Here is a 22,569-nt window from a genome sequence, read left to right as displayed (position 1 = left end):
GTTGGCGTGGAGGCTACCGTTGCCGTTGCTGTTGGTGCTACACCTGCAACCGTGAAATTCACAATAGTAGACAAGACCGATGGAGAAGTAGTAAATGGGTTGGAAGCATTAGCAGTATCGGCTGAAAATTGATTGGTGTAGGAATTGGAAACAGTAGGCGCAATGCAATCAACCTGAACTTGAACATTTATATTAACTGTCGAAATAACTTCCAATATCAACACCATTGTACCTGAAACAGGGAAAGTAGAAGAACCGCTGGCGATATTTGCATTAGTTGTAGTTACCGAGGCACCCGTACAGGTCATATCTGCGGCGAGATTATCCTGAATCGTTACAAGGGTTTGGTCACCGCTGTTAGCCCTAGTTTTGAACATAAAAGTGAAAGAAATATTACCGCCCGGAGTAACGCTCGAAGCGCTTACTCCTTTACTAACATTTTGCAAACCGGGAGGGGGAGGGGCAACCTGAGCGCCCGCTACGCCCGGTACAACCAAAGCCGCGCTAAAACTCAACAAAGGTGATATTATCAAAAGCAAGGAAAGAGCAAGCCCTGCAATTTCCCACTTAGTCCAATTTAATCGTTTGCGTCTTTTGCTGTTTATTCTTTGCATATTATTATTCTTTGAATTTGATTTCTTAGCAGGAGAACCCTTTTTTTTAGCCCAGTTCATAGGTTTGTCTCTCCCTTGACCAATCACCCGACCAATTTAGCTTTAACTACCAATCTTTTGGTGGCAAACCCCACCGGTGTACAGGTTATTAAAGTTGCCATTCCTTCGGAAGTAGGCAACATAACACGCACATCAGTTGGCAATACTTCTATAATTTCTGAAACAATATAGCGATAAGAACCAGCGTTGGAATATACCTTAATTTCATCTCCCGGTATCAATTCATTCAACCGCAGAAAAATACTGCCTCTGATGTCACGATGCCCTGCCAGCACCATATTGCTGCTATCTCCAGCATTAGCAGTTCCCTGATGAAACCCAACCGCATAATCTGCTACCTGCCAATTACCCAGATTCACTATCACTTCTTGAACCGCTGAATCTACTCCGATTTTAGGTACTACCAACCGAGTAGGGGGCGCAAATCTGGATTTGCCGGGTTGAGCCTGTGCTGCCTGAACAATATAGGGCGTAGGAGTAGGCACAATAGCTATTTGGCTGGCGCTTAGCGTTTCAACCGACAACAAAGGACGTAAGGTAGGTGTAGGTGGTACTGGCAAGGGCGTAGATGTTGGCGGCACATAGATATTGCCTTCCGCCATCACATTCAGAAAAAGCCCATCCGAGCGGCTTGGGCTGGCATTTCTGTGATCAGAACCGGAAAAATCAATTGAAATTCCGAACTGTTGCAAAGCCCAATTGCCCACTACTACCAGTACCGCAATTATTACTAAACCTTCTAGAGTCCAACCAACAAAATCAAGCAGCGAACGTGAATTATTTGTGGCTCTGGTTTTTACTGAAATATCACGAACGGTTTGGAATTCGGGCGGTTTAAAGCGGCGGGTCTGATCATCTCCAAATTTGGCAAGTTCGGAAGCACGTTTTGTATCCTCAAGCTTGCAATCTAGCAATACATCCTGTTTAATTTCAACAGGAATTGCTAAAATATCCGGTGTATGATTTACAGGCTTGCGACCAGCTTCATGACGCAATCGTAAGCGACGCTGCTCATCTAGTTGCTTCTTTGCCAACCAAATTTCGCGCTCTACCTGAGAAAGTCTTTCGACTTCTTCAGCGGATAGGTCTAATCTACCCTTGATAGAAGGGTTGGAAGGAAAGTTCTGCGCGGATTGATTTTGTACTCCATCGCCTTGCATCCAAACTGCCCGACCGTTCTGATGCTACGCATTTTTGCAGCGCAGGTGAGCTTTCAGTAAACATAACTAATATATCTCTCAACATAACATAACATAACAAGCTCAGTATTGCAATAGTATATTATGCTCAGTACAAAAAGTGCAATCACATTTATATATTTTGTGCTAATACATATAGTAACTGACCCCAAAAGAAAGTGGGCAACTCTAAAATATTAAGAGCATATGCTAGTATTTATAGTAGCCGTAGTTAATATGAGGTTGGCTTTATTCTACTTTTCTTTATTCAGTTTCCAAATTTTCACTTCGGAGAAATAAACTTAAGTGTAGGCTGAAAGAGCTATCTTTTATTGCTGGATAGAGGAAATTAAGTATAATAGAACGAAAAAAAGAGGATACGCGTACGGGGATTCGAACCCCGGTTACCGCCGTGAAAGGGCGGTGTCCTAGGCCTCTAGACGATACGCGCACAATTTGACGTGTCTCGAAAGCCCCTATAATATATCACGACAACGTAAAACACGCAAGTTGCTCCAAAAGCATATTTTATAAATAAAGTTACCAACCTAGATAGAAAGGGTTAGCTGTTATGTCTGCACAGTTTCTAGCAGCCGAGAAGCCGGGAAAACTCAAAGGTTTCTGGAAGCAAGGTCAGTCTTTATTTTTGGACTATGAAGGAGCAGCGCTATCTATAACAACGCTTGATAAAAATATGGTGCGTTTCAGGCTGGCGCAGGGCGGCGCTTTTGCTACACGCCGGAGTTGGTCGGTGACACGCCCCGATGAGGATTTTCCGGCTGTACCCTATACTTTTATCACAACACCCGATGGAATCGAATTAACTACCGAGGCACTGCTGTTCAAACTGAGTAATTCAGGCGCAATGATTTCAATTCTGAACAAGCAAGGATTGCTGATTAGCGAGGATAGCAGCGAAGGTGGAGTCTTTTGGGAAGCCGATGGCAAAACCATTTGGCACAAAACGATGCCGGAAGATGAGCATTATTACGGTTTCGGTGAACGCAGCGGGTTGCTGGACAAGCGCGGTAGGCGCTATACCTGCTGGACTACCGACCCATGGCAATATACTTCCGACCATGGACCCGGCGCGGATTCACTATATCAAGCGATTCCGTTCTTTATGGCGCTACGACAGGAAACCGGCTGTTATGGAATTTATCTGAACAACACCCACCGTACCGCTTTCGATATGGGAAACCCGCGCTCGAATCAGTACAGTATCGAGGTTGAAGGCGGGGAAATGGACTACTACTTTATATACGGACCTAAACCGGCACAAGTGCTGGAACGTTACACCTTACTGACAGGTAGAATGCCCATGCCGCCACGCTGGGCGTTAGGCTATCACCAGAGCCGCTGGAGTTACAAGAACGAGCAGATTGTGCATGGTATCGCCAACCAATTCCGGGAGAAAAGCATCCCCGCTGATGTAATTCATTTAGACATTGACTATATGGATGAATTCAGGGTTTTTACTTGGAACAAAAGTGCCTTCCCTAATCCGGCAAAGTTGGTTTCTGACTTGAACGCGCAAGGTTTTAAGGTTGTAACAATAATTGACCCCGGTGTCAAGTGCCAGCCTGAAGGCGGCTATCATGTATATTCGGAAGGTTCGGCGCAGGGTTACTTTATTACCAACCCGAGCGGAACTGAATATACCGGATGTGTATGGCCCGGTACGAGCGTTTTCCCTGATTTTACCCGTACCGATGTGCGAAAATGGTGGGGCGACCAGCATAAAGAACTGTTAGACGCAGGAGTAAAAGGTATCTGGAACGATATGAATGAACCTGCCATTAGTCAATATCCTTTTGGCACACCCCAAAACCCTGTTGCCAGTCCGCCGCTGGATGCGCCTATGGGCGACCAGCAAGAGCGTATCACTTTCGCTGAAGGTAAAAATGTGTATGGTCTCTTGATGGATCGAGCCACACACGAAGCTATGTTGCGCTTTAACCCGAACGAACGCCCCTTTATGCTAACTCGTTCTGGGGCTGCTGGTATCCAACGATACAGCGCCGTTTGGTCGGGCGATAACCTCACATTGTGGGAGCATTTAGAAATGAGTATCGCGGAGATTTGCAACTGGGGCTTATCGGGGGTTGGTTTTTCGGGCGTGGACATTGGCGGATTTGGCGGACATGGTACACCTGAACTATTCGCCCGCTGGATACAATTGGGCGCATTCTATCCTTTCTCGCGCGGTCACAGCGTTGAGAAAGTATCTCAGAAAGAACCTTGGACATGGGGCAGCGAAGTGGAAGAAATAAGCCGCCGCGCTCTAACTCTACGCTACCGCTTGATGCACTATCTCTACGCGCTATTTTACACTGCCTCGCAAACGGGCGCACCTATCTGGCAACCGCTTTTTTACCAGTTCTCAGACGACGCTACAACTTACCAGATTTCAGATCAGGTAATGGTGGGGCATGCCATTATGCTTGCGCCTATTTGCCGCCCCGGACAAACCACCCGCGCCGTGTATATGCCTGAAGGGGTCTGGTACGATTTTTGGAGTGACGAACGCTTGACCAAACCCGGTTACAGGCTGGTGGAAGCCGAGTTAGATACAATCCCTATGTTTATGCGCGGCGGAACCATTGTACCTTTTGGTACTGAAATGCAGTATAGTGACGAGAAACCGCTAGATTTAATAACACTAGAAGTTTATCCCGATGCTAATGGAAACGCCACCGGAGCGCTATACGAGGATGACGGTCATAGCTTTGGCTACCAACGCGGCGATTTTTGCCTGACGCGCTTCCAGTGCTTTATCGAAAACGGAAAGGCGAAAATTTCGGCACAGCGTCAAGGGCAATACGCGCCTACTCCACGTGCTATCGAGATATGGGTACATAGCGAAGGTGAAGCACGTAGCTACCAATTGCCACATGACACCGGAAACTGGCAGATAGAGGTTTAGCTATGCCCTATCCCAACTATGACGGTAAGCATGATTTGGAAGCATTCATCACGCCGCAAGATTACGTAAAATATGCACGCAGCCGCAAGGCTATTCCCGAAAAAGACCTAAACGTGGGAGTAATTCTTTGTTACCAGCAACCCTTGCTCAAACAAGCGCTAGAAACCGAAGAAACCGAGCCACTCAAGGTTACTGGCTCTAGATTTCACCTGCTCAAAAGTACCGAAAATCGAGTAGCTATCTGCGGCGGGTTTGGCATAGGTGCGCCAATAGCCGCTATCATTATGGAGGAGCTAATAGCGCAGGGCGTAAAGAAATTTATCAGCATCGGCACTGCCGGTAGCCTCCGCCAAGAAGCAAAAATCGGCGACATCGTGGTGTGCAATCGCGCTATCCGGGATGAAGGAGTCTCACACCATTATCTCGAATCTGGAAAATATGCGCTGCCTTCTGCCGCTTTAACGCTTGCCTTCAAGCAAAGCCTAGAAAAAACAGGCGTTCCTTTCAAGGAAGGCGCGACATGGACAATTGACACGCCCTATCGTGAAACCGTAGCTGAAGCGCGTCATTATCAGAATGAGTGGGTTTATACGGTGGAAATGGAAGCAGCTGCCCTTTGTGCAGTGGCGCAATGTCGAGGGGTAGAATTAGCAACCGCTTTCGCCATTAGCGATTCGCTGGCAGATTTGAAATGGTATCCGCATTTCGATTCGCCCTTGGTACAGGAAAGCTTATACCGTTTGTTTGAAGCAGCAAAGGCAACGTTGCTTCAAGTATAAATCTAACTTTAAGCAAAGGTGTGGATTACTAACAAGCAGCCTTCTTCAAGGCTGATTTCGGCTTTCTCAAACAACATCACATTGCTGATTCCACGCGAAGGACCAAAATAGAGCGTTTCGTGGCGCAAAGGGTAATAAAGATTCTCGGTATAAACGCCTGTGGCAGCCCCATTAAACGGGAAAAGCGAAACCAGTTCACCCTTTTTGCCTTCTAAAATCAGCGGGGAATTGTCAGGACGTAAAAGGAAAATCTCCTCGTTCTCGGACAGGATACGGGCGCAAGCTTTGGAACGGGCAAGGCTTGGCATTGACAGCAAGTACAGGTTGCCAAGTGTATGGTCTAGCCGTCCACCTACGCCACCCACGATGGTTATAGCAGAGGCGCCTTCTGACAAAGCCCGCTCAATTGCCAATTCAAGATCGGTTTCGTCTTTTTCGGCAGGGTGTATATCAACTTTAACAGAAGGTTGCGCCTTCAATTCACGCAAAACGGTTGGAGCAATACTATCCATATCGCCAACCAACCAGTGAGGCAGCAAATCCCATTCCAAAGCGGCTTCTCCGGCGCTATCAGCGCATATCAAAAGCGCACCTGCGGCTACCGCATCTTGCGTAAACTTTTTCAGCCGAGAACTATTAAGGGGTTGCGCTACATAAGCTAAAATAATCGCCTTGCGCATAACTTTCCAATCTTCTGGATTTGAGCAGGATTTAATTTTGTACCGCTCGAAAAGGGATTGTATAAAAAGGGGAGCGCATAGTCAATCATGGTAGAATTAGAGTATGGCTAAAAGTGGGCAATCAGATCAAAAAAAGCAAAAGTTCCCGAACCTGCAAAGTGGAGATACTGATAGCAGGCTCGAACGCGCCTTCCGAACATTGGTCGGCGCAGCACGTCCCCAAGATTTCCGGCGGGCGCAATTTAAAGCTGCGCTTCGAGAACTGGGGTTTGTATGGGTGGAAGGAAAAGCCACCAACCCTGCTACTCCGGACAGGTCAATTCCTCTACCGGATAGTGTAAAGGGCGACCCTTTGGAAGAAGCTTTTAGTTTTATTAATCAGAATTTCCCTGAAGTCGAATTTTACCTGCCACATATAACCGCCAAAGCCAAATTGCTGAAACGCCTGAAAGCGGGTGGTAGCCTCGAACCTGAACCTGAGTATGACGAGGACGGATTTTTAAGCAGTTAAAGCATGCAAGTTGTTCCTACCAAAGCAGTAGAGCCAGATTCAAAGCCAGACGCGAAGAAGCGAATTTGGTGGTGGTTATCTGTACCGCTTCTCGCCTTGTTGGGCTATGGCGCTTGCCTGAGCTTCAATTTTTCCGGTGAGGATTTTGTATTTATTCATTTCACTGCGGAGGGGCATCCCTTCTACGAGCATACCCAAAACCAATTTTTCCGCCCAATTCCAAACCTAGCATGGTGGCTTGATTATAACCTATGGGGCTTAAACCCCATGGGCTATCACCTTACCAACCTGTTATTGCATGCCTCCAATAGCTTGCTGGTCGGTTTATTGGCGCAAACGCTGGCAAAAAATCGGCGGGTTGCGCTGGCAACAGGCATACTCTTTGCCCTAAGCCCTATTCATGCCGAAGCAGTGGTCTGGATTTCTGGTCGCCCCGATTTAATCGCCTCATTCTTCATTTTGCTGGCATTATTGGCAGGTTTGTACTTTTTTGAGAGCGGGAAATTGTGGCTATATCTATTGTCGTTGCTGATGTTTGGCGGGGCAATATTCTCAAAAGAGTCGACGATAACCTTTCCATTGGTTTTGCTGGTAGTTGGCTGGCTGACAAACAAACCGGGCGCACGTTCCAAAACCGTTTTGCTATACCTGATACCTTATGGATTGGTAATAGGCTTGTATCTAGCATTGCGAATCGCGGTATTAGGCAGTGTTGGAGGTTACAATAACAACGGACACGACCTGTTCTTCATTATCTGGAACGGAACGCTCGGCGCGGTAATTCCGTTGTTTTTCCCTCTAAATCTGAAAAGTGTGGGGCTAATTCCCGCACTGGCAATAGCCGCTTTACTGATTGCCGGGTATATCCGTTTGGGGTATCTGTTATGGCGGCATCGCTCATTCCAAATCAGGCAACTGCTTCCGGCGTTGGGCTTGTTTTACCTGAGCTACCTACCCGCGCTTGACACATCACCCGTAACCACTGCCTTGCTGCAATCACGCAATCTATACCTGCCCTCTGCCGGGTTCTGCCTAGCGTTAGGCTTGTGTTTCAATTTGCTTCAAATCAGAAAGGCAACGCTTCCTGCCAGCACAGTTTTAGTTTCAATCGTAGCGGGTCTGACGTTAGCGTTATTGCCTTGGTGGCAATCCGGCGCAGTGATTAACGACACAATAGAGCAAGTAAAAGAAGCTAATTTGCCGCTATCTCCCGGCGATACCATCTATTACGAGGGGCTGCCTGACAGCTATAACGGCGCGTATCTATGGCGAAATGGCTTGAACGATGCCACCCAACTATTAGTAAAGCCCGGAATAAACGGTTATAACCGCACTGCCAACTTAAAGGTTGATTACCGTCGCGCATATTCCAGTCATATATGGTTCGTGCGGTACATACTGGATAAAAACGTTCCATCATTGCGGAGCAACTTTGTGTATGCGGTTTCCCGTCAAAATAAGCAAAACCCCTCCACTGAAAGCAAAAGCTGGGATTTTTCCGGTTGTAACACGCAAGGGTGGAAATGGGAAGATTCGTCTCACTTGAGTTGCGAGAATAAGCGCGGGTTTTATTACTATGTGTACGGAGCTAAAACCACTTTCAGTTTACAGAGTCCCGGATTCGAGTCTAAGGCTGCACCCTTGTATCTGCAAATGGATGTACTGACCAACTATGATTTTCAGCAACCTGAGACATTAAGCGAAATTGGCTTGTCTGAAGACGACAAAACACCGGATAGTTACTATAACTTTGACCTGAGCGCGGATGGGCGATACCTGCGCTATCTCTTTATCCTGCCCGCACCAACCGCTCATAAAAATCCGCTACATTTCAACATTAGAATTAATGAATGCCGCAACGATATTTTGTGGCAAAATTTTAACTTGGTGAACTTACCGAAATAAAAAAAGGGATACGCGGTGGCGCATCCCAATAAAGTCGTTATTAGGCGTAAAGACGCGCCAGCACGTCATCTTTGATGGTAAAGGTGTGTTCGGGTGCGGGGAACTGCCCGTTCAGCACCTCATCGCGGTATTGGGTCAGCGCATCCTCAATCATGCCGTAAACATTGGCATATTTTTTGACGAAACGCGGCGTGAAGCGGTCAAAAAGCCCAATTAGGTCGTGCATTACCAGCACCTGTCCGTCACAGTCTACGCCAGCCCCTATTCCAATGGTTGGAATCTTGATTGAATTGGTAATCATGTTAGCGAGCCTATCAGGAATTGCCTCCAGCACGATGGCAAAGCAACCCGCTTCTTCCATCGCTTTGGCATCTTCTAGCAAACGTCGCGCCCCTTCTTCATCGCGCCCCTGCACCTTAAAACCGCCACTAGCCGAAACAAGTTGCGGCAACAAACCAACATGCCCCATCACTGGAATACCGCTTAGCGCTATCGCCCGCGCAATTTCAGCCTGATGTATGCCACCCTCTAGTTTAACCGCATCCATACCCGCTTCCTTGAGAAAGCGAACGGCGTTGCGAATAGCCTCCTCCGGTCCGGTTTGATAAGAGCCAAATGGCATATCACCCACCAGTATTGAATCTTTTGCCCCACGCCGTACCGCTTTACAGTGGTGCAGCATTTCTTCCATAGTGACAGATACGGTACTATCGTAACCTAACACTACCATTGCCAGTGAATCGCCTACTAATATCATATCCATACCGACTCTGTCGGCAATAAGAGCGGAAGGATAATCATAGGCAGTAACCATCGCGATTTTGGGTGCGCCAGCCGCAGCTTTACGCCCCATTATTTCGGGAATGGTTTTTTTCTTCGTTTGAGTTAGCGTCTTTGCCATTTTTATTGCCTTTCTATTTGCCTGTCGCCCGTCCTGCGGTGCAACGGCGCTAAAAAATTCAACGACTCATGAGTACAACTTCAATATCGCGCTCATTATCCAGTATTTCAAGTTGGTAACGGTGATGGTCGCGCCTACTAACCCGCAAACTCACAGGTTGGTTGCCTACGTTCAAGCTTTTTAACTCCACCCAATCTATATAAGATGGAAAATAAGGTCGTAAGATTACCCGATGCAAGGTAGCATTCACTTCAAGACCGAGCATAGTTTGAAGAAAGAGCAGCGCCGCGCCAGCAGTCCACGCTTGCGGGCTGCAACTGACCGGATATTCGGCAGGAGCGCTGTAGTAACGGGTATCTTGCTGAAAGCCGCAATATAGCTCAGGCAACCGAAAATAAGTGAAACGCTGCGCCGCGTTGAAAATCTGGGAAATTATCGAAATAGCCTCTTCATTGTGGCGAACTCGCTTTAAACCAGCCGCTGCCAGCGAATTATCATGGGGCCAAACGCTGCCGTTATGGTAGCTCATAGGGTTAAACGAAGGCGTATTGGAACTGAGCGTGCGTAAACCCCAACCGCTACTCATATCCTCCTCGCTAAGTTTTTTAACCACAGCCTCCACTTTATCATCAGCAATAAGACCACACCAGAGACAGTGGGCAGGGTTTGAGGTAATGCTGGGGATTTGCTTTTTATCACGATCCAGCGCTTGTGCAAAAAACTGCGCTTCCGGCATCCAGAAAACCTCGTTAAAGCGTTGTTTGAGAGTTTCCGCTTCACGACGCAAACGAGCAGCCCATTCGCGCTCACCTTTGCGTTCAAGTATTTCTGCCACGCCAATTTTTGCGGCGTAAACATAACCCTGCGCTTCCACCAAAGCGATGGGTTGTTTTGGTAATGACCCGTCCGGCATCAACAGTGAAATAGCGCTGTCTTTCCACCCCTGATTTTTAACGCCACGCTCATTATGGCAATCATATTCAATGAATCCGTCACCATCACGGTCGCCATAATTATCAATCCAATCAAGCGCGGCTTTGACATTTGGCAGCAATTCGCGATATAAGCTGTCACTATCCAACCAGCACATGGTTTCGGCAAAGAGCATCAGGAAAAGAGGGGTGCTATCAACCGCACCGAAATAGGGAATATGCGGCATCTCATGGAGCAACGTCATTTCACCCGCCCGCATTTCATGTAGGATTTTGCCTGGTTCTTCTTCGTTCCAATCGTTTACCTCTTTGCCCTGATGTTGCGCTAGGAATCGCAATGTCCCGACTGCAATTTGAGGATCGAAAATCAGGGTTTGAAGCGATGTGATAATCGAATCGCGCCCAAACGGAACAGCGAACCAAGGTATGCCAGCAACCGGAAATAACCCGGTAGGCAATTCTTCCATCAGAATCCGCAAATCGTAGATGCTGCGCTGCAAGAAAGCGTTAAAGACTTCATTATCGGTGGAAATTACGGTGGCTTCTTCAAACCAGCTTTCGTAAGCCACTTTCATACGGCGAGCGCCCATATCAAAGCTGTGTGCCAACGCATTCTGACCGTTGCCCAAACCTTGCGGTATTACGTGGTAAGTTACCGCCAACGGGGTGAAAGGTTTCAAAGTTAGGACGAAAACAGCATCAGCCGCTGCCGGGTGAACCGTAGGCATAGCCGAAGCAGAAGTAGAATCTGGCAGGCTGGCACGTTGCGCCAACACATCATGGGTAGAACTGTTCAAACCCGTAACGGGGATAACTTCATCAGGTTTGTGATCGAAAGCAATGTAGGTATAACGCTCCTGACCATCCAATCCGGCATAGCTAAAAAGCAAACGCTCGCCATCCCATAACGGTTCCTGAATTTTTCCTCTTTTGGCACGGTTATAGCCGCGTACATCGAACATATCGCGGAAATCGCTACCAAAGCGTAAGGTCAAAACTAATCGAACGGGAAAAGAATTATAGTTGTAAAAGCCGACTCTTTCGTGGAGTCCATCTTCTATGAAGCGGTTACGGCGAATACTGATAGTACGGGGCAAAAGGGTAATAGTTTCGCCGGGGGTTTCGCCGGGAATACGCATCAAAGGGTTGGCGCTCTGGATATTGCCCATGAAGTTAAATTCGCAGGAAGAGGTAAGCAAAACGGGAGTTTCACCGCTTACCTTCATCTCCAATATACTCAGGTAGCGCGTATCTTTATAGTATATTCCTAGCCCTTCTTGGTCTTGGTACGGCACATCGCCATCGGTGTGGCTGACCATAAAGACAAGGTTTTCCTTCAAAACTAGCTTAGCAGTCACTAAAATTTCCCCTCCTCAGAACCCCAATAGTTATACTGGAATCATATCACACCCTGCTAATTATTTTAGCGCAAAAGTAATTATAATCTTGGATAGGAATAGTGAAAATGCCGGGAGTTTGCTGAAAAGAAAGAATTGAAGTAGTAGCCCCGAGAGGACTCGAACCTCCGACGCAAGGTTTAGGAAACCTTCGCTCTATCCACTGAGCTACGGGGCCATGCACAAGCCATATTAGCAACAGGAAGCAGGTGAGTCAAGTTTAGATTAAAAAGGAGAATTTCCTTATAAAAAAGTACAAGACCCGACACTTAATGAGGGAGAGCGCGGGTCCCGCTGCTGGAGGAGGATAGTGGTTGAACCAACAGACCACGCTATAAATATAACGCGCTTGTTTGTGCAAAACAACGGCAAAGCGCACAAATTTTAACTACACTAATGTGTAATTAGTAACATATTGTGCATAAATCTAGTTAAGAGTACCAAGCCTGCTATCTAATTATGCAATATTCTAATACTAAAAGAACCAACTCAAGCTAAGGCGATGTGTTTTTTGTAGATTGTCACAAAATTCAATTCCGTAGCCTTTTCAAGCTTCTTTTACTACATTTGCAAGTGTTAAAAACCCACTTGACATATCCGACAGGTCGGTTAATATGTCAACAGAAGAAACATTTATGCTAAGCCTGACCTGAATAATGAGTGAGCGATTGGAACGGAAAGAACGGCTAGAATCTGCGCTGAGCGAATACCGCAGGGAGCGCACCGATAATCCCCGCTTTTATTATAACGAACTGGTAGAACGCAGTCGCGCTACTGCTAGGTTTCGCCCTGTAATTGAAAACTTTATAGAGGGCAAGTTGAGCTTGTCTGATTTCAAAACAGCCGCTTCCGGTTTTAGTCGCTCCGAACAAACCGCCGCACGTGGTCGCATTCAGGGTCGTTACTGGCGTTTCAGCGGAGCAGGCAGGCTCTTCCTTGACAGCTTTTTCAAACGTGCTGAAAATTGTGGGCGGCTAAACGCCCTTTCTCTAATTCTCCAGAATATTCTGAAAACACCCGGTTCTCTGGAAGAAGCGGGTCAGAAGTTTGACAGATTGGAAAGTTTCTGGCAAGAAATAACCGAGCAAAGCCCCGTAAAAGGTACGCCAATTGGATTAATGACCTATACAATTAGTTATTTCTGGGCAGTGCAAGGTGAAGATTTCCCAATATACAGTCGGGAAATTCGGGAAGCGTTGCAACGCTTCGGACATTTGCGGTCAGCAAGCGATAAATCACCAGCGATTGTGTACAATCATTATTTCATGGCTTCTATGCGGTTGGCGCGAGATTTCAAGCTCAGTTTATGGGAATTGGAAAGCTTTTTGCACTGGGATACGCAGTACGAAGCTCTGGAATTTGAAACGATACGCAAGAGCGCGGAGCATAAATCCCCCGCAGGGAGGCGCAGCCATTTTGCCCGACTGGAAAAACTTAGAACAGGGCTTGAAGGACTTTTGCGCCGCGAAGTTGCAAGCAATCTGCGAGGAATCAATGGAACAGATAGCAAAATTGATATTCTCCAATTTCAAGAATTGAAACTACCCTTGCGACTCGAATTGAGATTGGAAAAGCCGATGCGAGCCGGAGCAGTATTCGAGGGCTTCAATACTGCCGCACTGTTTAGCGATAACGGAGAAGCAGTGCTGGAACAACTTAATGGTTTTTTGAACGAGCGACGTGAATATGCCTTCTTCCACAAGCCAGAACAACCATCGCTACAACCCAATCTGGTAGCCTTAAACCAGGAATTCCATCTGTTGCGGGTCTTTGAGCCAACGGAACCCGAAGTAACTCCCGTTGAAGCATTAGTAACTGAATGGCGGGCATTATACCCCTTCGCTCGCAGCCTGACACAAGCAATGGAGGAAGAAAAGCCGGGTTATACGGACGAGCAAAGTACGCTTGACGAAGGCTTCGCTTATCCAGCCGAACGAGAGAGCCTAGAATGGGAGGTTGCCGAAAATACGGCTGCCTATTCCGCCGAACCTAGCGAAGAACTTGCAGCACATCAAGTAACTGAAGAATTTTATATTAAATTTTTACAAGACGAAGAGAATATCAAGCGTGCCACTGATTTGCAAAGTTTGATGCACACGCCTTTTCCACCCCTTACCCCAGAACAAATGGAGGGGTTGGAAGCCTATATAGCGCAGCGGTTGGTAGTGGAACCCGGCAAAGTTCGCGAAGTTATCACCCATCTCCAAGCAGGTAGAAATGTTCTTTTACATGGACCGCCCGGTTGCGGGAAAACTCGTCTGGCGCGTTTGCTTGCCGGTCAACTATGTGGGCTTGAACCCGGTTGGACACCTGAAGAAACAGCCATAAACTATACACTAGCAACCGCTACCGCCGAATGGAGTATTTACGAGGTCATCGGCGGAATACGCCCCGGTCTTTCCGCCGAGTTAGAACAAATCATTGCCCAACCACCCGAACTGGTGGGAATGCCTTCCGAACGCATCCAGTATTTTTTTGAACCCGGCGTAGTATCACGCGCTGTTCTTGAATGTGAAACAAGCTTGCGAACCAACTTGAGACCGCATTATCTGATAATTGACGAATTTAATCGCGCCAATCAGGAACGGGCTTTTGGAGAGCTTTTTACCTTGCTGGAATACCGAGATCGTCCGCTCTTGCCAGCACGCCGTCTGGGAAGACGCTTGCCGCTTTATATTCCTGATTCTTTCCGAATAATCGGTACAATGAATTCAGACGATCGAAATACGCTTTTCGATTTTGGCATAGCGCTGCGACGACGGTTTGCGTTAGTAGAAATAGGGCTACCAAATCAGCAAGCCGAAAGAGGTTTCCTACCACGTGCAGTAAAAACCCGTCTGCCTGAAACTGAGCTTGATTCGCAAGGCAATTTCGCTAACCCCGATATGCGACAAGCCCTGAATACGCTTTTGGAACTGGTACAAGCTGTTCGCCCTGACCTAACCGACCCGCAACAAACTGGAAAGAAAATCGGTACAGCCACGCTTATAGAGTGTCTGGTTTTCTGTGCTGTAGCTTCGGGGTACTACCAAAATTGGCTGGAAGCGCTTGAAGATGCGCTACTTGATAATTTGCTACCACAACTTGACCGCTCTACTTCAGGTGTTGCACGTGCCATTCAAGCCCTCTCGAACACCCCTATGCTCAATGGCTTGACACGAGTTAGAGCGAACCTTGTACGTATGTCAAAAAATAATGCTCAATATTTCCAAGCCTGAAAACTCATTTGAAAAGCTCTTGCATACTTGAAAAGCTATTTGACGTGACTAACTAAATATTCTAAACTGATTGAAATTATTGGGAAAGTTGGTAAGCTGCGGAGAAAATGGGAACAGAACCACGCGAGTTTAAAAGCCTGCCCCGCAATCGCAAGTGTGGCAATTGTCGGCATTTTGAGCCAGCGCCCCTCTGGCGTAAAGGCTGGTGCCGCAATGCTTTGTTATATCCCATTCATGCCAACCACCTTGTAGATAGCCACGAACTTGATTGCGAGAAAGGTTTTCGTTCCCGGATATACTGGGAACCACTACCATTTGATGAAACGCCAACCCCTTCACGCCCGATGCTAAATTTTCATGGTAAAACGACGCGAAATACAACTCCGTTGCAGCCTTTAGGAGCAAACTTTAAACCGCAAGAACACGGCACAAACCAAAATGATGAATCCGACCCGCCCGAACCCTATACCCGCCTACCTATTTATCGGGATGAAAGTGGGTGGCGCTCAGACCTTAGAAACCGGCTACCCTTTACCGAAAATTGGCCTCTTGAAAAGTTTGAGCTTTCACATCTGGCTTTATGGGGTGCTGCTAGTTTCCTTGTACTGGTTGTACTAATAATTTTCCTTGGTAGCATCTTTAACAAGCCTGCGGAAACAAGCACCAATGGCTCAATAACTTCGGCGGTAGCTACTCAAAATGCACAGAGTTCTATTCTGGCAGGAGGCGGCAGTTCAGTATCTCAAATACAAGCTACTCAGACTGGTTCACAAGCCAAAACTTTAACGCCTCAACCACAAACACAAGCGCCGCGTACCGGCAAAACAACAGGGTTGGGCGGTGAAACCTTGAATGTACGCACCGACCCAAACACTACCTCGAAGGTGCTAACTCAATTACGTGAAGGCGACCGAGTAATCATCCTAGAAGGACCGCTCGACTCAGGCGGTCAAAGTTGGCTAAAGGTAAACGCTAACGGTCAAGTTGGTTGGGTCAGTAAAAAATATATACTGGCGGATGCTTGATTTGAATATCCCTATACTCTTCCAAGACGATAACCTCATCGCCATTAATAAGCCTGCCGGATTACTTACCCACCCTGACGATCCGCAAGACGCTTCATCTACCGATGTGGTTTCGTTACTTAAAGCCCAAAACCAACTTGAGTACCTCGGTATTCACCAGCGACTGGACCGAGAAGTATCGGGAGTTTTGGTTTTTACGCTGCGTAAGGAAGCAAATGCAGGTCTGGCAAATCTTTTTGAAGGGCGTGAAGCACGCAAAGAATATCTAGCGATAGTCAGAGGCGTTTTACCAAAGCATGCAGGTACAATTGATTACCCGCTAAAAGGCTCGAAAGGGCAAGCAATAAGGGCTGTCACCCGTTATCGTGTGGAAGCTACTTCTTCCGACAAACGTTTCTCACTGGTGCGGCTTGAACTGGAAACAGGACGTACCCACCAATTGAGGATTCACCTGTCGCAAGCGGGTTGCCCGATTATGGGGGATTCGCTATATGGGCAAGAAACAACCGCCGTTTTCCCACGCCTGTTGTTGCACTCTGTAAAATTAGCCTTTCCCCACCCGCTAACCAAACAGAACCTTACAATCGAAGCCGTACCTCCAATAGTGTTTGAGCAAGTGTTAAGCGGGGAGATTATCGCCGTACACGAAACGCTGGCTAAAAGGGGCATAACAGCGCTGCGCCAAGAGCATTTGCCCGGCTTGCGTAATTTATTGGCTTTAGCGCTGGAAAGACGCGCCCCTTTCTCAGACGACCCGAAGAACACCGCTTATCGTCTGGTAAATGCCCTAGGTGATGGATTGCCGGGATTCTCGCTTGACCGATTCGGGGAGACGCTGGTATTGAACATATACGAGCCAGAATTGGATGCGTTGCACCCTGCCCTGAAAATATTGAAACAAGCGATAAATTTCATCTTTCCGGGCAAATCGCTCTATGCAAAATTTCGCCCTGTCACTACTGCGAAATTGGGCGACTCCGCGCCACCGGAAATTGCCTCTCCTATGCCTCTGTCAGGAGAAGCTTTCCAAGAAGTGACCGTATATGAAAACGGCTTAAAATATCTGATTCGTCCGGGCGAAGGCTTAAGCGTAGGTTTGTTTCTGGATATGCGCCAAATGAGAGAAAGAGTGCGACAAAGCTCTTCTGTGAAATCCGTCCTCAATTGTTTCAGCTATACCTGTGGCTTTGGAGTCGCAGCAACGGCGGGTGGCGCAACCCGTGTGCTTAACCTTGATGCTTCCAGAACCGCGCTGGATTGGGGCAAGCAAAATTATATTGCCAACGGCTTTGTGCCTGACGATTTTGATTTTGTATTCGGCGATGTTTTTGATTGGTTGGAACGTTTCGCCCGCAAACAGCAAACCTTCGATTTGGTAATCTTAGACCCACCCAGTTATAGCTCTACTCGCTCTACCCGCTTCTCTGCCGAGCGAGATTATCACAAACTGGTGGAAGTAGCCGCCGGAATACTTGCACCGGGTGGAACGCTGGTAGCCTGTACCAATCATGCTGGACTTGAGCGTAAAACTTTCCGGCAACAGGTCTTGAAAGGGCTGACAACAGCACGCCTACGTTGCCCAGACTCTGCTCTTTCCAGCTTTGAAGAGCCTCAACTGGACTTTCCACATAACCAAGAGGGCTATTTAAAAATCATCATCGCAAGACCGGATAAGGTATAATAGCAACGTTGTTTTCTGGATAGATTTCTGCGGATTCATTACACAATGGCTATTTTACGAGCAGGTGAAGTTAATATTCATTATAAACTCACCGGTCTTGCGTTAGCCGAGCCGGTAGTCTTTATCAGCGGGCTTGGCGCAGATTGGACTAACTGGAGTAACCAGCTTAATGCTTTTCAGGATAAGTACCTGTGCTTGGCATTTGACAACCGCGATGCTGGTTTGAGTGATAACAGCCCTGTGCAAGAATACGAAATCAAGAATATGGCACGTGATACCATAGAGCTTACCTACGCGCTTGGGTTGGATTACGCCCATTATGTAGGACATTCAATGGGGGGGGCAATCGCGCAGGAAATAGCAATACGTTACCCCGAACGGGTTGCCAGCCTGACTCTGGTTTCTACCTTTTCTCGTCTTGAGCCGTTAGGAATAGAGATTCTAAAAGATATCGGACCGCTCAATACGTTGGCAGAAAATGGCTTTCTCTCTGAATTGATCGGACCAATCGCGTATAACATGAAATCTCTAAATGATCAATTGTTAATAGGCTTTCTACGCAATCAGAGAAGACCTCTTAATGCACCTAGCGATGGTTACAAGCGCCAGTTACGCGCAGTTATGCTACAGGACACCAAAACTGAACGCCTAGCCACAATTAAAGTTCCCACCCTCGCGCTCTCTGGGGAAAGCGATTTGGTCACTCCCCCCAGTGGCATGCAAAAAATAGCGCAAGCAATACCGTCCGCTCTATTCTATTCCTTCCCCAATACCGGGCATGCGCCACACGTGGAATACACCTACGATTTCAATCGCTTATTGCTGGCACACCTAGTAGCAAATTCCTTTAAGCGCGTCTAATTTTTTACCTATTTGAACTATACTGGTAAAATTAGGATGCCCTTTCTGGATATACCATTCCGACATGATGAAAGAATAAACAGGTTAAAATGCACCGATTCTTTGTCTCAAAAAACTTACTTGAAGGTGGCGAAATTCGGCTTGAAGGTGAGTTAGCGCATCAACTAAGCCGAGTGTTAAGGCTCGTACCCGGTTCGCGAATATTGCTACTAGATGGGGAAGGCTACGAAGCCGAAGCCGAACTATTCAACGTACCCAAAAATGAAGCAGTTACAGCAAAGGTAAGTGAAAAACGCAAGGCTTCCGGCGAACCGACTCTTAAAATTACGCTGTATCAGGCTTTGCTCAAAGGTGAAAAACTCGATTGGATGCTTCAGAAAGGCACGGAAGTAGGGATTTGCAGTTTTATTCCGGTAATAACCGAGCGTTGTATCAGCGAAAGAGAACGACCCGAAAGATGGCAAAAAATCGTACGGGAAGCAGCCGAACAGTCGCGACGAGGACGCTTGCCACAGGTACATGAAACCGTTAGCTTTCAGAAAGCTTTGCAGCAAATGAAAGAGTCAACTTTGGCGTTGGTTGCATGGGAGAATGAGCAACACCAGACTCTTAAACAAGTGCTTAATAGCGTTGAGGAAAAACCCGAGTCATTATCCTTGCTCATTGGACCTGAAGGCGGTTTGAGCGAAGCGGAAGTGCAAGCGGCATGCGCTGCCGGAATAAGCTGTGTTAGCTTGGGTACTCGGATATTAAGGGCAGAAACAGCCGGAGTAATAGCGTCTGCTCTGGCATTGTATCATTTCAACGAAATGAACTAACGAAGTCGCCCGAATAGTGGAGCATATTTCAAATTATAGTTCCCCAATAATTTTATGCTATAATTGCCCTAAATCATCTTGGGTTGGGTATGTGGCTGCTCTATGCTTTATCGGCGCATACTCATTTTAAAACGAGGAGAAACTCCGCATAGTGATGCCTTTTCTTAAAAAGAACTGGAAGTGGATTGCAGTTGGAACCGTTGTATTGGTCATAGCGCTTATCGCTGTCCTGTCGTTTCGTGTGGTAAGTTTTATCAGCGCTACTACCGGCGGTGGGCGAGTTGCGAATGAAAATGGCACACCTACACCCGATGCACTCGCTACCGCTACCGTGCAAGCACGTTTTAATGAACTATTTGGAACTCCAACACCTGTTTCTAAACCTGCTGTTAATCCAGCTAGTCAGACTGCAAGCCCTCAAATAAATTTCAACACTTCGGACGTAGTACAGAAAATTAAGAAGGGCGAACCCATCAGCATTTTGATGCTGGGCTATGCGGGTACAGCACATGATGGGCAGTGGCTTACCGACACTATACTGGTTATGCGATACGACCCCAAAACCAAAACTATGCTACAGTTCAGCATACCCCGCGATATGTACGTTTACGCCCCGGCAGGTGGACCCAATAACGGTAGATGGATGAAAGTTAATGGCATTCTGGGCTACATAATGGATTGGAATAAACCAACTCAGGATTCACTTGCTGCTAAATATCGCTGGACAAATGATACGAAAAAATTTGATGCGGGCGTGAACCTAGTAGCTGACACCGTTCAGGATATTCTGGGCTTCCCTATAGATTACTGGGCAACTATCAGTTTTGAGGGTTTCCGCAAATTCATTGACTCAATGGGTGGCGTAGAAGTAGATGTTGAACACTACTTTGTAGATAAAAAATACCCCAAGAACGATGATGATAAAGTTGATGCAAGCTATATAACGGTCGAATTTCAAGCCGGAAAACAGCTTATGAACGGGGAAACCGCAATCCGTTATTCGCGTAGTCGCAACAGTGAAACTCCAATGGAGGGCGGGGATTTCGCCCGAAGTCGTCGCCAAATGCGCATGATTCAGGCTGTAAAAGACAAGGCGCTGCGTGAAAATCTGATACTTAAATCGTTAGATTATATGAGCGCCTTGCAAGGTAATATCCGTTTCAGCCTTGAATTCGGAGAATTGACCGCGCTTGCCAATTATTTCAACAGCCCAGAAGGTAAAACGCTGGCTACTGACATCAAATTTAGTTCTGAAGTATTGACCAATATCTATGTGGAAGATTCCAATCTCCCAGATTGGGGTTATATCCTTGTTCCCAAAGAAGGACAAGGTAAATACACCGATATTCATCGCTGGGTGCAAAGCGTAATTGCTAACGCCGATATAAGGCGCGAACAAGTTCGAGTACAAGTATTGAATGCCAATGGCACAACCGGGTTAGCCTCAAAATTCTCCGATTTCCTGATGTCACAGGGTTTCAGAACTTCGGACGCACAGGATGGCGACCCGCATGATTTCACCGAGATTGTGGATTACACGATGGGAGCAGCGCCAAATACAATCGCACGCTTGAAGTCGTATCTGGGCAACCTGCCAAATTTGAAAATCACCCAGATGTCGCCCGATAAAAGACCAAAGAGCGCCCCTACCGAAGCCTCTATCCAGCTTTATCTAGGTAAAGATTTTAAGGGTACAGCCAGCAATGCCAGCGGAGGAGTTGTGGTCACACCAAAAGCTGAAATAGAAAATAACCGGCGTGAGGGATTTGAGGCTGCCTAGATGGCTAAACGCACGGGAGAAAATCGCCAGAGTGTAGCTTTATCAAAACGGCTGCACTCTTTTTATTCCGTGTTTTCAAGCTCGAAAGAACCTATTTTCACCTTCATTGGATTCAGGCTGGCAATTGGAATGTTGCCCTTTTTCGCATGGACGCTTTTCCCAACTATTGCCCCTCAAAGTCGCTCCGGTTACAACTTGCCTATGTTAAACTTCTGGGGCGAACGGCTGCTGGGTGTTTGGTCACATTGGGATGGCGAGTGGTTTCTAAAAATCGCAGAACAAGGCTATCACGCTGACGATGATACATTGGCTTTTTTTCCGCTCTACCCAATTCTGGTAAAGGTGGTTGGCTTTGTGACAGGCGGCAACTACCTGCTGGCAGCCACGCTGGTTTCAGGAGGGGTAGCGCTGGCAGTATTTGTTTTAATGTATGAACTGGTACGGCGTGATTTCGGAACAGAAACCGCAGCACGCGCCCTTCTCTACCTAGCATTTTTCCCAACCGCCTTTTATTTGTCAGCCGCTTATAGTGAGGGCTTATTCTTGGCTCTCACGCTTGGGGCTTTCCTTGAAGCACGCCATAATCGCAACTTTTGGAGGGCTGGCATACTGGCAGGGTTGGCAGCTCTTACCCGCAATCTGGGTGTAGCGTTGGTATTGCCGCTTGCATGGGAATGGTGGCGACAATGGCGTGCGGGTGGGAATAGCTTCAGAAGCTTGCTGCCTTTGCTTTTTCCGCCGCTGGCGCTGGTTGGCTGGCTTGGTTATGTTGGCGCAAATTTTGGTAATCCCTTTCTCATTTTTCAGGTGCAAACCAACTGGAACCGACGCTTTAATTTGCCATGGAATACGGTGGTTGATGCAATACGCATCTTTTTTACTCAACGCGGTTCAGATGGTTTCGCGCCTCCCAACGCTTTTTGGGAAGACCCTACGCTGATTGACCTGCCTTTCTTTGGGTTGGCAGCTTTGTTACTCCTATACGGTTTTTGGCTGACGTATAAAAAACTGATGCCGTTCAGCTACATGGTTTTCGCTACAATAGGGCTGGTATTCCCGCTATTTTCCCCGGCACAGCGCGTCCCACTGCTGAGTTTCCCACGTTTCGCCCTGATACTCTTTCCACTTTTTATTGTGCTGGCGCATCTAAGCGGGCGTTGGCGTTTCTTGCATCATACTTATCTGTTCTCAGCTACAATGTTACTGGGCATATTCCTAGCACGCTTCGTCAACTGGTACTGGATTTCCTGATACTCAGGGTATTGACTTAAACTACCCGCATCTCTATGCTTATTTTGCAATA

At 47.2% G+C, this 22,569-nt stretch carries 16 protein-coding genes and 2 tRNA genes; 11 read left to right on the top strand and 7 right to left on the bottom strand.

The window, feature by feature from the left end:
* The 3 genes from WCK19_RS12500 to WCK19_RS12490 form a co-directional block, all read right to left on the bottom strand.
* Positions 1-674 (bottom strand): hypothetical protein (locus WCK19_RS12500; protein ID WP_342397718.1); only part of this gene is annotated, 674 nt, incomplete at its 3' end.
* 23 nt (positions 675-697) lie between these two features.
* On the bottom strand, positions 698-1,834 hold the full coding sequence (locus WCK19_RS12495) for a sortase (RefSeq protein ID WP_342397717.1): 1,137 nt from the start codon (positions 1,832-1,834) through the stop codon (positions 698-700).
* A gap of 396 nt (positions 1,835-2,230) precedes the next feature.
* Positions 2,231-2,303 (bottom strand) — tRNA-Glu (locus tag WCK19_RS12490).
* Positions 2,304-2,423: 120 nt separating this feature from the next.
* On the opposite strand from WCK19_RS12490, the gene WCK19_RS12485 reads away from it, so the two are divergent.
* Together WCK19_RS12485 and WCK19_RS12480 are read left to right on the top strand one after the other, a co-directional pair.
* Complete coding sequence (locus WCK19_RS12485) at positions 2,424-4,778, top strand: glycoside hydrolase family 31 protein (RefSeq protein WP_342397716.1); 2,355 nt, start codon at positions 2,424-2,426, stop codon at positions 4,776-4,778.
* Positions 4,779-4,780: 2 nt separating this feature from the next.
* Entirely contained in the window at positions 4,781-5,557 is a 777-nt protein-coding gene (locus WCK19_RS12480; RefSeq protein ID WP_342397715.1) for a nucleoside phosphorylase, read from the top strand.
* A gap of 8 nt (positions 5,558-5,565) precedes the next feature.
* Here the strand turns inward: WCK19_RS12480 and WCK19_RS12475 are convergent, their stop codons facing one another.
* The gene (locus tag WCK19_RS12475; RefSeq protein ID WP_342397714.1) at positions 5,566-6,237 is read right to left on the bottom strand and encodes a thiamine diphosphokinase; all 672 of its coding nucleotides are present in this window, start codon (positions 6,235-6,237) and stop codon (positions 5,566-5,568) included.
* Positions 6,238-6,340: 103 nt separating this feature from the next.
* On the opposite strand from WCK19_RS12475, the gene WCK19_RS12470 reads away from it, so the two are divergent.
* Both WCK19_RS12470 and WCK19_RS12465 read left to right on the top strand, forming a co-directional pair.
* Entirely contained in the window at positions 6,341-6,748 is a 408-nt protein-coding gene (locus tag WCK19_RS12470) for a hypothetical protein (protein WP_342397713.1), read from the top strand.
* A 3-nt stretch (positions 6,749-6,751) separates the two neighbouring features.
* On the top strand, positions 6,752-8,653 hold the full coding sequence (locus tag WCK19_RS12465) for a hypothetical protein (protein ID WP_342397712.1): 1,902 nt from the start codon (positions 6,752-6,754) through the stop codon (positions 8,651-8,653).
* A gap of 40 nt (positions 8,654-8,693) precedes the next feature.
* Here WCK19_RS12465 and panB read toward each other — a convergent pair whose 3' ends face one another.
* From panB to WCK19_RS12450, 3 genes are all read right to left on the bottom strand, one after another.
* Positions 8,694-9,554: a 3-methyl-2-oxobutanoate hydroxymethyltransferase gene (gene panB / locus WCK19_RS12460; RefSeq protein WP_342397711.1), complete on the bottom strand. Its 861-nt coding sequence runs from the start codon at positions 9,552-9,554 to the stop codon at positions 8,694-8,696.
* Between the two features lie 58 nt (positions 9,555-9,612).
* On the bottom strand, positions 9,613-11,844 hold the full coding sequence (locus WCK19_RS12455; RefSeq protein ID WP_342397710.1) for a glycogen debranching N-terminal domain-containing protein: 2,232 nt from the start codon (positions 11,842-11,844) through the stop codon (positions 9,613-9,615).
* A 144-nt stretch (positions 11,845-11,988) separates the two neighbouring features.
* A tRNA-Arg gene (locus tag WCK19_RS12450) sits at positions 11,989-12,061 on the bottom strand.
* Positions 12,062-12,539: 478 nt separating this feature from the next.
* On the opposite strand from WCK19_RS12450, the gene WCK19_RS12445 reads away from it, so the two are divergent.
* From WCK19_RS12445 to WCK19_RS12415, 7 genes are all read left to right on the top strand, one after another.
* Entirely contained in the window at positions 12,540-15,101 is a 2,562-nt protein-coding gene (locus WCK19_RS12445) for an AAA family ATPase (protein ID WP_342397709.1), read from the top strand.
* A 107-nt stretch (positions 15,102-15,208) separates the two neighbouring features.
* Positions 15,209-16,126 (top strand): SH3 domain-containing protein, encoded by a 918-nt coding sequence (locus WCK19_RS12440; RefSeq protein WP_342397708.1) that lies wholly within the window; start codon positions 15,209-15,211, stop codon positions 16,124-16,126.
* A 1-nt stretch (position 16,127) separates the two neighbouring features.
* Positions 16,128-17,807 carry a class I SAM-dependent methyltransferase gene (locus WCK19_RS12435; RefSeq protein ID WP_342397707.1) on the top strand — a complete coding sequence of 560 codons (1,680 nt, stop codon included), beginning with the start codon at positions 16,128-16,130 and terminating at the stop codon, positions 17,805-17,807.
* Between the two features lie 45 nt (positions 17,808-17,852).
* Complete coding sequence (locus WCK19_RS12430; protein WP_342397706.1) at positions 17,853-18,668, top strand: alpha/beta fold hydrolase; 816 nt, start codon at positions 17,853-17,855, stop codon at positions 18,666-18,668.
* Positions 18,669-18,757: 89 nt separating this feature from the next.
* Positions 18,758-19,486 (top strand): 16S rRNA (uracil(1498)-N(3))-methyltransferase, encoded by a 729-nt coding sequence (locus WCK19_RS12425; protein WP_342397705.1) that lies wholly within the window; start codon positions 18,758-18,760, stop codon positions 19,484-19,486.
* Positions 19,487-19,640: 154 nt separating this feature from the next.
* On the top strand, positions 19,641-21,266 hold the full coding sequence (locus tag WCK19_RS12420; RefSeq protein WP_342397704.1) for an LCP family protein: 1,626 nt from the start codon (positions 19,641-19,643) through the stop codon (positions 21,264-21,266).
* A complete protein-coding gene (locus WCK19_RS12415) occupies positions 21,267-22,517 on the top strand; it encodes a mannosyltransferase family protein (RefSeq protein ID WP_342397703.1) in 1,251 nt (416 codons plus the stop codon). It abuts the gene before it with no gap.
* Positions 22,518-22,569 lie beyond the last annotated feature (52 nt).

The organism is Candidatus Chlorohelix sp., from assembly GCF_037138995.1.
Taxonomy (GTDB): Bacteria; Chloroflexota; Chloroflexia; order Chloroheliales; family Chloroheliaceae; genus Chlorohelix.
This window is presented reverse-complemented; position numbering and strand designations above follow the sequence as displayed.